The 11,339-nt window shown below is 58.8% G+C and carries 8 protein-coding genes; 1 reads left to right on the forward strand and 7 read right to left on the reverse strand.

Annotated features, from left to right (window positions below; genetic code table 11):
• Positions 1-2,437, reverse strand: a 2,437-nt coding sequence (hpsG, locus tag ACZM96_RS07055; protein ID WP_489488164.1) for a (2S)-3-sulfopropanediol dehydratase, incomplete at its 3' end; no start/stop codon positions are given.
• Positions 2,438-2,747: 310 nt separating this feature from the next.
• On the opposite strand from hpsG, the gene ACZM96_RS07060 reads away from it, so the two are divergent.
• Positions 2,748-4,136 carry a sigma-54 interaction domain-containing protein gene (locus ACZM96_RS07060; RefSeq protein ID WP_489488166.1) on the forward strand — a complete coding sequence of 463 codons (1,389 nt, stop codon included), beginning with the start codon at positions 2,748-2,750 and terminating at the stop codon, positions 4,134-4,136.
• A 177-nt stretch (positions 4,137-4,313) separates the two neighbouring features.
• Here ACZM96_RS07060 and ACZM96_RS07065 read toward each other — a convergent pair whose 3' ends face one another.
• The 6 genes from ACZM96_RS07065 to ACZM96_RS07090 form a co-directional block, all read right to left on the reverse strand.
• Positions 4,314-5,009 carry a Crp/Fnr family transcriptional regulator gene (locus ACZM96_RS07065; RefSeq protein WP_489488167.1) on the reverse strand — a complete coding sequence of 232 codons (696 nt, stop codon included), beginning with the start codon at positions 5,007-5,009 and terminating at the stop codon, positions 4,314-4,316.
• Between the two features lie 149 nt (positions 5,010-5,158).
• Positions 5,159-5,923 carry an SDR family NAD(P)-dependent oxidoreductase gene (locus ACZM96_RS07070; RefSeq protein WP_489488169.1) on the reverse strand — a complete coding sequence of 255 codons (765 nt, stop codon included), beginning with the start codon at positions 5,921-5,923 and terminating at the stop codon, positions 5,159-5,161.
• A gap of 47 nt (positions 5,924-5,970) precedes the next feature.
• Positions 5,971-6,816 carry an amidohydrolase family protein gene (locus tag ACZM96_RS07075; RefSeq protein WP_489488170.1) on the reverse strand — a complete coding sequence of 282 codons (846 nt, stop codon included), beginning with the start codon at positions 6,814-6,816 and terminating at the stop codon, positions 5,971-5,973.
• A 20-nt stretch (positions 6,817-6,836) separates the two neighbouring features.
• A complete protein-coding gene (locus ACZM96_RS07080; protein ID WP_489488171.1) occupies positions 6,837-7,424 on the reverse strand; it encodes a flavodoxin family protein in 588 nt (195 codons plus the stop codon).
• An 11-nt stretch (positions 7,425-7,435) separates the two neighbouring features.
• Complete coding sequence (locus ACZM96_RS07085) at positions 7,436-8,827, reverse strand: MFS transporter (RefSeq protein ID WP_489488172.1); 1,392 nt, start codon at positions 8,825-8,827, stop codon at positions 7,436-7,438.
• A gap of 11 nt (positions 8,828-8,838) precedes the next feature.
• Complete coding sequence (locus ACZM96_RS07090; RefSeq protein WP_489488174.1) at positions 8,839-9,693, reverse strand: amidohydrolase family protein; 855 nt, start codon at positions 9,691-9,693, stop codon at positions 8,839-8,841.
• Between the last annotated feature and the right edge of the window lie 1,646 nt (positions 9,694-11,339).

Consider the following 11,339-nt stretch of genomic DNA (forward strand, 5'->3'; position numbering starts at 1 on the left):
GATCGACGAAGTAGGCGCTGTATCCGGCCACGCGGACCAGCAGGTTCTTGTAGGTCTTGGGATCTTCCTGCGCCTTGCAGAGGGTTTCCCGGTTGACGATGTTGAACTGCATGTGCCAGAGCTTCAGGGCGCAGAAAGTGCGGATGAAGCCCACCAGCTTGCGGCTGCCTTCGCGGCCTGCCACGGTGTTGGGGCTCAGCTTGATGTTGAGCAGTCGGGAGGCGCGTTCGGGCAGGCCCACGAACTTGGAATGCGCGTTGGAGAGCAGCACGGCGGTGGGGCCGTTCACGTCTGCGCCGTGGGAGGCGGAGGAGCCTTCGGAAAGGTAGGTTCCGGCGAGGCGTCCGTTGGGCGTGGCCCACACCACCTTGCCGAGCGGAATGTGCGAGGTCACGGGCACGTAGCGCACGTCGAGCTCGGTGTTGTTGCCGGTTCTGTGGGCGTGAGCGAATTCCGTGGCCGCCTTTTCCAGATCGTAGCCTATCTGGTCCACGTACGGATCGTCGTTGCCGTACTTGGGGCAGTGCTCGACCATGTGCAGAATGTCGTCGTAGCCTTCAAAGTTGGCGTCCACGGCCTTGCAGATCTGGTCCATGGTGAGCTTCTTTTCCTCGAAGACGAGCTTCTTGATGGCCGCAAAGGAATCCAGCACGGTGCCGAGGCCGATCATGTCGAAGAAGCCGATGCTGCAGCCGCCCTTGACGTTGTTGGAATGCAGATCGATGCACTGATCGAAGGCCTTGTCGTGGAGCATGGAGAAGAGCGGCGTGGCGAGATTGGCCGCGCGCACCTTTTCCACGCACATGACGAGGATGTAGGCGTGCTTGAGCATGTTGAAGAGCTGGGCCTTGAAGGCGTTGAACAGCTCGTCGAAGCTCTTGAAGTCGGCGGCGTTGCCGGTTTCAAGGCCGTAGAGATCGTTGTTGAAGTAGTGCAGACGGCCGTTGTTGAGGGTCATTTCCAGCACGGAGCCCAGGTTGAGCCACGGATGCGGGGTCAGACAGGTATCCCAGTTGGGCAGGCGCACTTCGGTGCAGCCGGAGGCCGCCCAGTCGTTGGCCACGGCGATGGGCACGCCCTTTTCCAGGTACAGGGGAATGATTTCCTCGTCGTTGAAGATTTTCGGGAAGCCGGAGCCTTCCTTGATGGTTTCGGCCACTTCCATGAGGAAGCGGTCGGGGGAGAGCGTGTGCACGCGCACGGCGAGGTCGGGATAGTTCAGCGGCACTTCGCGCTTGGAGCGCAGAATGAGATACGAAAGTTCGTTGGTGGCGTCGTGCCCGTCGGGAGTCTTGCCGCCCACGGTGACGGCTTCCCAGTGGGCGTAGCCTTCATAGAAGGCCTTGGCCTGCGGGGACACGCTGATGTTGATGTAGTCGGCAATCTTGATCCACAGGCATTCGAGAATTTCCAGGGCGTCGTCGTCGGTGAGGGTTCCGGCGTCCTTTTCGGCCTTGTAGAAGGGGTAGAAGAGCTGATCGAGGCGGCCGTTGGAAATGACGGAGCTCGTGCGCTGTTCCAGGCGGGAGAAGCACTGGAAGAACCAGTGGGACTGCACGGCCTCGTAGAAGGTGCGGGCGGGCTTCATGGGAACCTGATCCAGGGCGTCGGCCATGCGGCGCAGTTCGGCGGCGCGGGCGGCGTTGCCTTCCTTGTCGGCCATGTTCCGGGCAAGTTCCGCATAGCGGGCCGCAAAGATTTCCAGCGCGTCGCACGTCATGATGACAGCCTGAAGGAACGGAATTTCGTTCAGGCAGTTGCTTGCGTCCATGGGATCGAAGCGGGAAAGCTTTTCTCTGGCCTCTTCGCGGATGGCGCTGAAGCCCTTGTTGATCACCTTGGCGTAGTCGGGCACCCACTGGAGGGAGGAACGGGTCGAGGCGGTCTGCGTGATGATGTATTTCTGGCCGTAGTAGTCTTCATCCTTGAAGATGAGACGGCGGGTTTCCGCGGGCACGGCTTCAAAAAGCTTGTCGAGAATGGTGCGGCCGCGCCAGTACGGGGCTATTTCGCGCATCTGGGCCGCGGCCTCGTGGGAGAGGTCGTAGTAGGGGTTTTCCCCTTCAAAGGCGTCGGCCACGCGGTCGAGGAAGCCGCCTTCCAGTTCGGGAAAGATGATGCCGTGCCGTCCGGCCTTGCCGTCGCAGCGTCCGGCCAGAAGCTGATCGTCTTCAATGAAGATGGGCAGATTCCTGGCAATGTTCATCATGGCCTTGGCCCAGCGGAGACTCAGATGCTCCCCTTCGGTCTGCTTGAACGTTTCCGTGAACAGCACGGCGCGTTCCATGCTGATGCGGGGCAGTTCCTGATCGCGCAGTCTCTGCAGCATGCGATAGACGCGCTTGCGGCCGGGGGTGAGACCTTCCTTGGGAATATCATACAGATGTCCGAGCTGGATTCTTTCTTCCTGGGGGGTGAGACAGGCTACGCAACTCACGGCAAAACCTCCTTGGTGTTTGTTCCTTATCTAGCAAGTATCGTGCCAAGGCGATGTTTTTTGTCTATCCTTTGGAATAACTGGATGTTTTTTGACTTGTCGAGACAATGTCAAGATTGTATGCTGTTCAGATAGTGAACATTTTCTGTTCAGTGTTCACAACATGAACAGCTTTTCACGAAGCGTGGCGCGTATTTTCACGCGCGGCGTGGCACGCGCCGGGCAGCCTTCCGCGGGAAGTCCGGCAGGCGTGAACGTTCGCGCCGTTGCCGAGAAGAAAGCTGGAAGATGTTGCCGCTCGGGAGGTGTTATGAGCGCAGCCTTTGAGTTGTCGGAGGAATGTCTTGCCGTTCTGCGTTCTCTGCCGTTCGGCGTGTACGTGTGCGACAGAAACTGCATCGTGCGGTACATCAACGACGCGTATGCGGCCTACCTCGGCAAGTCGCCGGAGGAGGTCGCGGGGCACAGCATCTACGAATTTCTTGAGCATTCCCGGGCCCGTCAGGTCATGCGCAGCCGCAGGAGCGAACTGTACGACGAAAGTTCCGTCAGGCCCGAGATGACCAACGAGAGAATTCTGGTCAACCGCATTCCGCTCATCAACGCGGAAGATGAGGTGTTCGGCTACATTTCGCAGGTCATGAGTATCGGCGATCACGGCTGGACGGACATCCTCGGCCGCCTGAACGTGGCCGGACACGCGTTGCGGAAGTTTCAGTTCACGACGTCGGGCGAAGGGGGAAGCGCCGACGAGCGCCATGAAATCATCGGCGCGAGTTCGGTGATACGCGAACGCATAGACCGTGCCGAACTGTACGCGGCCACGGATGAAGCGGTCATGATCGTCGGGCCGACGGGCGTGGGCAAGGAGCTCTTCGCCCATGCCGTGCATAGGGGCAGCCGCCGCGCCGACAAGCCGCTCATCAGCCTGAACTGCGCCACGCTCTCGCGCGAGTTCATCAATTCCGAACTGTTCGGCTATGCGCCGGGCGCGTTCACCGGGGCTTCCCGCAACGGCAAGATGGGCCTCATGGAGCTGGCCGACGGAGGCACGCTGTTTCTGGACGAAATAGGCGAACTTCCGCTGGAAGTGCAGGGCTCGCTGCTTCGGGCGCTGGAAACGCATACCATTCAGCGCGTGAACGATCTGCATCCCCGCAAGGTGGATTTCCGGCTGATTTCCGCCACCAACTGCGATCTTCCGGCCATGGTGGAAAAAAAGCTGTTCCGGGCGGATCTTTATTACCGGATCAGCGTGCTCAGCATCGACATTCCGCCGCTGGCAAGCCGCAGGGAGGACATCGCTCTTCTGGTGCGGCATTTTCTTGAGCATCTGCCGGTGCCGGACGTGTCCATTGACGAGGAGTGCCTCGACGTGCTCATGCGCTACGACTGGCCGGGCAACGTGCGCGAGCTGCGCAACGCGGTCATCTGCGCGGCGGTGAATTCCGGCTACGGGCGCATCGTCAGAAGGCATCTGCCGTCGTTTCTGCTGGAGGAGAAGAGTACGCCGACGGCGATGCAGGAAGCAGGCGGTCTTTCCCCGACGCATGCCGGAGAGCGTGAGATCATCCGCGAGGCGCTTTGCCGCAGCGGCGGCAACATGGCCCGCACGGCGCGCGAACTTCGCATGTCGCGCACGACGCTGTACAAGAAGGTGGCCGCCTACGGCCTTTCCGCGCCGTTCGACAAGCCGTGAGTAGGCCGCCCCGGAACGGGGATGAAGATTCGGAAGAAGGTGTCAATAAAACGCAACAGCGCGGTTGACTGAAACGAAGAGACGCTCGACGCTCGGGGGCAAAAAATCGTCTGTCCTTCGCCCCACGCGAAGGGGCGGCCCCGGCGGGCGCAGTTCTGGAGTCAGGCCGTCTGCGGGTCATTCGCTGCTTACGCGCAGCGCCTTGATTTTTTCAATGTCGAGAATTTGGAGTTTGTTCTTGGTGTAGCAGGCAATGACGTTGTCCCGTTTCAGTTTGCCGATGATCCTGTTCACGGTGAGGTTGGTCAGGCCCAGAAGCTCCGCAAGCTGAATTTGCGTCAGCGGAGGGCTGAAGCTCAGGGAGCGTCCGTTCAGCAGATGGAATCCGTAAATGTACACCGCCACCTTCTGCAGATTGGATTTCTGCTTCAGCAGACTGGCGAAGAGCTGCGCGGAAACGCTCTTGGCGGATATGGAAAAAATGTAGTTCTTCACCAGTTCGGGATGATTGTTGAAGGCATTGCCGCTCAGAATCATGTTCCTGTCGAACTGATACATTTCAACGTCGGTGAGACATTTGTGGTATGTGTAAAACTTTCCGTAGTTGGCGGAGATGAAGGTTTCCTTGATGAGGCATCCCTTGCCTATGAAGAAGCGTATTTCATCGACATGACCGACTTCTTCCTTCACGTAGCAGCACGTGAGGCCGGACTTGATGTAGCCGAACGCATCCTCATTCTCGCCAAGAAAGAATTTATCGCCCTTTTTATAGGTTATTTTCTTTCCGAGATGAAGAAAGTTTTCCCATACCAGAGACAATTCCTGAACATAGCAGGGAATGTACAGAAAGGGAAATTGTTCCTGTTCGTCCATGTTCCGTCGCTCTCTCGTTGAAAAACAAGAATCCTGTTACGGAACTTTGCTAAAAAAAACGGAAAAAATCAACGACGGCCCGGATAACGCGCAAAAAAGGCAGAGGAAATGACTATTCCTCTGCCTTTGTCCGTGCTGCGGGGGAAAAGCTAGACCAGCGACATGCCGCCGTCGATGTAGAGTACCTGACCGGTCATGTAGTCGGAAGCCCCGGAGGCCAGGAAGACGGCAATGCCCTTGTAGTCTTCAGGCTGGGAGACGTGTCCCATGGGAATGCCGGCGCTCACGCGCTTGAGCAGCTCGGGATGCTTCGCGTAGTGATCCTTGTTGATGCGGGTGATGCACACGCCGGGAGCAATGGCGTTGACCTTGATGTTGTAGGGGCACCATTCCACGGCAAAGACCTTGGTGAGCTGATTGACGCCCGACTTGCCTATGGAATAGATGGAGGAGCCGTTGTTCAGGCACTTGAAGGCCGTGATGGAGCCGAGATTGATGATCTTGCCGCCGTTGTCCTTCATGAGCGGGAAGGCGGCGCGGCAGCACCAGTAGGTGCCGCGCAGATCGACGTCCATAACGGCGTTCCAGTCGTCGTCCTGATAGTCGAGAATGGGCTTCATACGGTTGATGCCGGCGTTGTTGATCAGGATATCGAGGCGGCCGAACTTTTCCTTCACAAAGTTGAACAGGTTCTCGATGGACTGCTTGTCGGAGATGTCCACGGGATGACTGTGCGCGTCCAGACCGTTGGCGCGCATTTCATCCGCGGCCGCCTTGCCTTCTTCCACGTTGCGGTTGGCGACGATGACCGTGGCGCCGGCTTCCGCCAGACCTTCCGCCATGGCTCTGCCCAGTCCCACGCTGGCACCGGTGACGATGGCGATCTTTCCGGAGATGTCAAACAGCTTGTTCATAGTGTGCTCCTTGAAAAAGTTGGGGGTTCTGTCGGCGACGGCAGGGCTCAGCCTGCCAGCAGTCTGCTGATGTTTTCATGAAGAATGCCCGGAAGCACTTCTTTCTTGAAGGGGAGATTCAGGAACTTGTCGAGGGTTTCGCTCACGGAGGAAAACGGATAGGCGGAACCGAAGCAGATCTTGTCGGCCAGCGGTCCGTTGGCCGCTTCCACGATGAGGGAGGATACGCCGGGCATGAACCAGTAGGCGGAGGTTTCAAACCAGACGTTGTCGTTGCGGAAGGCGATGGCGATCATTTCCTGCATCCAGGGGAAGCCGCCGTGGGAGATCAGAAGGCGGAGCTTCGGAAAATCCGCGGCCACGTTGTCCACCGGAAGAGGGTTGCAGTAGCACAGCCGCGTGCGGTTGCCGAAAGGACGCGGACCTATGGTGAGAAACACGGGCACGTTCAGTTCCATGCACGTCTGATACACGGGGTAGAGGCGCTGATCGTCCGCGTACAGATCCATGAATGCGGGATCCATGGAAATGCCCTTGAGGCCGAGATCGACGATGGCGTGCCGCACGTTTTCCACGGCGTTCTCGCGCAGCGGATCAATGCCCGCAATGCCCACGATGTGTTCCGGCTGCGCCGCCGCCAGGGAGGCGACGTAGGCGTTGTCCACGGTCACGCCGCCGGAGGAGCCCATGTCCCGCCCCATGCAGACGATGCGCGATACGCCTTCGCTTTCAAAAAAGCGGATGCACTCGTCAAGCGTGCGCGGCGTCGCGGGCGGGGTGCGGCCGAGTTTCCGCATGTCGTTGAGAAGTTCCGGGCTGTTCAGGGCGGCCAGAAATTCTTTGGTGTCCGGCCGGGCGCGGCAGTCCGTAATGGTGAGTTCGCCTTTGTTCATAGCTTGCTCGTCGGGGTTGGTTATGCGTTGAGTTTTTTTATGAGCCACGCCATCTGCCTGCCGAGGTCTTCAACGTAGCGCATGCCGTCGGCGTCGCGCGCTGCGTCTCCGGGGCCCGCGCCCTTGGCAATGGGCCAGTAGGCCGCTCCCGGCACAATCATCTGCGTGACCATGAACAGCGTCTGCATGGCCTGCACGGTCTGCGGAGCCCCGCTGTAGCCGTCTACGGCGAGGGCGGCACCCACCTTGCGGAAGAGCGCGTTGCGGTTTTCCCCCGCGCGCAGCCTTCCCCGGGCCAGATAGCCTGTGCGATCGACGAGGCTTTTCATGGAAGGATGCATGCCCCAGAAGTAGGTCGGGGAACCGAGCAGCAGACCTTCGGCGCGCGTTATCTTGTCGAACCAGTCGTTGAGGGGATCATCCAGAATGCAGCGTCCCAGATTGCCGTTCCGGCAGGCGTTGCATCCGCGGCAGGGGTGAAGGGAGTCGCCTATGTGGATGAGTTCGGTTTCGATTCCCTCGGCCTCCATCACGTCCAGACAGTGCCGGAGCATGATGAAGGTGTTGCCGCGCCTGTTCGGACTTCCGTTGAAAGCGATGACGCGCATGTCGTGCTCCTTTATTCCGAGGCTTCTTCCACGTTTCTGCCGGCCGTTTCCCTGCCCCATATCCACATGCCCACGATGGAGAGGACATAGGCCGCAGCCAGGAAGTAGAACACGCTGTTGATGCCGCCGGCGTCCACGATGTAGGCCAGATAGTAGGTGGCCAGCACGCCGCCGATGAAGCGGCACACCGCCTCGCCGATGCCCACGCCCATGCCGCGCAGTTCGGTGGGATACTGTTCGGCGATGTACACCTTGAAGATGGCGTTGGTGCCCACGCCGAAGCAGACGGAGAGCCAGCCGAGAACCAGCAGGCCGATTCTGGATTCCGTGGAGGGCAGCAGCAGGAAGGACACGATGGCGATGCCGATGAACAGGGTGGTGGCGGGACGGCGTCCGAACTTGTCGGCCACGGGGCCGATGGCGAACGAACCGGTGGCGGAGGCGATGTTGAACACGGCCACCAGAGCCACGGCGGACGACAGGGCTATGCCGTGATTGGAGATGATGGTGGGCAGGTACACCATGACCACGTACCAGGTGATGAGCGTGACCGAATACAGACCGTAGCACATGAGGGAGCGGGACAGATACGGCGGCCGGAAGATGGTGGTCCAGGAAATCTTGCGGGTGCTTCTCCGCTCGCTGGAGTGCCTGAGGCTCGCGAGAATGTCGGGATCCACGTAGTTGTCGTCGTGAGCGATGCCGCAGCTTTTTTCAAAGCGCATGACCATGTCTCTGACTTCGTCGAATCTGCCGTGCAGCATGAGCCAGCGGGGGGATTCGGGCAGGTACTTGTGGATGAGAATCAGGGTGAGCACGGGCAGTCCGCCCACAATGAAGGGAACACGCCACGCCGCTTCGAGCGACAGATTCTGCAATGCGTACGCGCCGCACCCCGCAGGCAGAATGTAGGCCACGCCGAGAATGGCGTTGCATGCGCCGACCAGTCTGCCGCGATACTTTGCGGGGGAGAGCTCGGAAATCATCAGATAGGGCTGCGGGAATACCGCGCCTGCGCCGAGACCGGCAATGAATCTGGTGAAGACTATCCAGTGATAGTTTTCGTAGAAGGCGCCGATCAGGGTGAAGAAGGTGAAGATGAACGTGCCGCAGATGAGGATGCGTTTTCTTCCGTACTTGTCGGCGAGCTTGCCGGCGAAGGCCGTGCCGATGATGACGCCCGCCGTGGAACAGGATCCCAGAATGCCTACTGCGCTGGAATCGAGATTCCACAGCTGCTTCAGAACGGCGACGGCCTGCCCGATGAGTCCGAGATCGAAGGCCTCAAGAATGTAGCACCAGGCCAGGGTGGCGATGGCGGCGTAGAGCGACTTGTTGAGGGGCATTCTTTCGAGGCGCGAGATGAGATTCGCCGCGCGGGCAATGTCGTGTTCGCTGGTCATGGCGACTCCTATTACATATCCAGAAGTTCCAGGGCGTTTTCGTACATGATGCGGTTGTAGAATTTTTCGGGCAGTCCGAGGCGCTTCATTTCATACACGCTCTGGGGGAGTCCGCGGAAGGGATAGGCGGTGCCGAAAAGAATGCGTCTGCCCTGGAGCCAGTTGGCGCCCTGAGTCCAGAGATCTCTGCCGGGCACCTGGGTGACGGTCCAGTACACGTCGGGAATGAGCCAGAGATTCTTTTCGGCCACGGCCGCGGCGAGAGCGGATATGACATGGGGATAGCCCGAATGGGCGATGACGAACTTGCCCTTGGGAAAGTCGCGGCACACGGTCTGCACGCGGGAAGGATCGGCGTAGGAGATGTTCGGGCCGAGGAACTGACTCATGGAGATGACCACGATCATGTCCAGCTCGACGCAGCGGGCATAGAAGGGATAGAGGCGGCGGTCGTCGGGATAGCAGGCGGGCACGGTATTGCCGGGTTCGCAGACCATGCCGCGAAAGCCGTATTCCTTTTTGCCCTGATCAACGAGCGCAAGGGACTCCATGATGTCTTCAGAAGCATCGATGGAACCGAAGCCGATGAACTTGTCTGGATGCAGCGAGCACAGTTCGTGAATGTCTTCGCTCTTTACACCGCTCCATACCGTTGATGAACGACGACCAAGAAGACACCCTTTCGTGATGCCTGCCTCTTCCATTTCTTCAAAAAACTTGTCCATGTCGGGATTGGTTGCAGAAGGAACAGGCCATGCGTCGGCGCTGTTGAGAGGATAGCAGTTGACGCTTCCCGTAGGACCGAAAAGACCACCCATGCCGGTAAAGCTCTTATACGGAGGACGAAGACGAAAGTCGATGATCATACTGAACTCCTGTAGAAAATATGAAGTTGAAGAGGTGACCTTTTTGAGGTGTTCTTATGACTATTATTTATAAATTTTCGTGTTTCGTGAAAATAATCACGGTACTATTTTTTGAAAAATATATGCCTTGAAGGTGCCCGCTGTAGTGAATTAATCAATAATTATTTGTTTTTATTGGTAATATAAGATATTTTATTTTAAGAAAAGAGTGTTCGGGCCGGGTACGGAACGATGGGGGGGAGAACGTGGACGAGTCTTGTTCCGCAGCGGCAGGGAAGAGCGGCGACGGGTAGAAAAGCCAAGGAAAATCAGAGAACAAGCATAGTTGGGAGCAAGGACAACGTTGCGTTGCAGACGCGTTCATTCAAGAACATGAGACCGGATGGGAGATTCGCCTTCCCGGCGACTCGGACTCAGGGAACAGGACGGAGGGGGGGGAGAGCGGAATGGGCTTGTGCTGGAGAAAAGCACAGGGGGCACTGATGGACGGGGAAGGAGTGCAGTGAAGGGGGAGCGTGTGCGAGAAGAAGGGAAGTTGTCAGTTTAAGGTTTCAGTTCCGGGCGGTCTTGTCGATGAGCATATTTTCTCTGCCTGACGACATGGCAAAGAGCTTCAGGATGGGGCGGCAGGGAAAGTCTGCGTCGTCGGGGAAGAGGGCGGCATCAAGAGTCTGCGCTGTGGGAACTCGGGAGCCGTTCGGCTCGGTGATGTCGGGGCACGGCGCGGGATCAGGCGAGAAGGCGAAGGACATGCGCGATGGGGAGGCTTTTCACTCGCCGGGAAAAGTGGGGAGGTGCGGGCCGATGAGAGGCGTCGGCAGGAGCAGTGCGTGGAGCGATGTGCGGCATCATTCACGGGCGGAAGCGTGAGGGGCGCGTTGCCCGCGAAGGCGGGCAATGTGGGCCGTGGTACAGGTGTGAGAGCTTAGCGCATCACCAGAGGAGCGCTGAGGGCCGGGTCCGGCGCAGACAAGGAGGGGGAGAGTTCTTTCGCAGGCGCGTTTGCTTCGGGGGTATTGAAACTTGTTGCGTATCGCCTCGCCCCGGAACGCCCCGACAATGGGATGCAGATTCGGGCAAAAAAACGTCGGCCCGAAAGTTCGGACCGACGTTGTCTCTTGCTGTTTCCGGGGGAGGGAGAAGCGCGCCCGTCGCAGAAATAAGGACGACGTCCGGCTGAACATGGGGCAGCACTTGGCTCAGATGCTTTTGCACTGTGTTTCATCGAGAGAAGCGACCGGCGCAGAAAAGGGGGCGATTCATTCCGCACAGACGTGTGTGAGTTGTGCTTCCTCGAAGCACATTGTGAGTCCGAAACCAATACGCCGCGTTTGGCAGAAACAGGGGACTCACTCAGTGCAGGAGCGTGCGTCGTGTCTCCTGGGGAGGGAGGCGCGACTGTCCCGGGGCGTGCGCGTCGTGCTCCGCGAAGAATGTGTATTGGCGCCTCGGACAGCTTTCCTCGCTCGTCGGCCTTTTTCCCTAAACGCGGGGGCAGCCCAGGCGGGCGCGGTTCCGCAATCAGACTGTCTGCGGCATCAGTCGTCGTCCACGCACGGAGACGTTCCCCGCAGGGTAAAAAAAAAAGCCCCGCAACACATGTTTGCAGGACCTTGAATGGCGAAGCGGATGGGACTTGAACCCAC

This window comes from Mailhella sp. (genome assembly GCF_057866825.1).

Coding starts and splice junctions, on each gene's coding strand:
- ACZM96_RS07060 (WP_489488166.1), top strand. CDS start 2,748: ATGAGCGCAGCCTTTGAGTTGTCGGAGGAATGTCTTGCCGTTCTGCGT.
- ACZM96_RS07075 (WP_489488170.1), bottom strand. CDS start 6,816: ATGAACAAAGGCGAACTCACCATTACGGACTGCCGCGCCCGGCCGGAC.
- ACZM96_RS07085 (WP_489488172.1), bottom strand. CDS start 8,827: ATGACCAGCGAACACGACATTGCCCGCGCGGCGAATCTCATCTCGCGC.
- ACZM96_RS07065 (WP_489488167.1), bottom strand. CDS start 5,009: ATGGACGAACAGGAACAATTTCCCTTTCTGTACATTCCCTGCTATGTT.
- ACZM96_RS07070 (WP_489488169.1), bottom strand. CDS start 5,923: ATGAACAAGCTGTTTGACATCTCCGGAAAGATCGCCATCGTCACCGGT.
- ACZM96_RS07090 (WP_489488174.1), bottom strand. CDS start 9,693: ATGATCATCGACTTTCGTCTTCGTCCTCCGTATAAGAGCTTTACCGGC.
- ACZM96_RS07080 (WP_489488171.1), bottom strand. CDS start 7,424: ATGCGCGTCATCGCTTTCAACGGAAGTCCGAACAGGCGCGGCAACACC.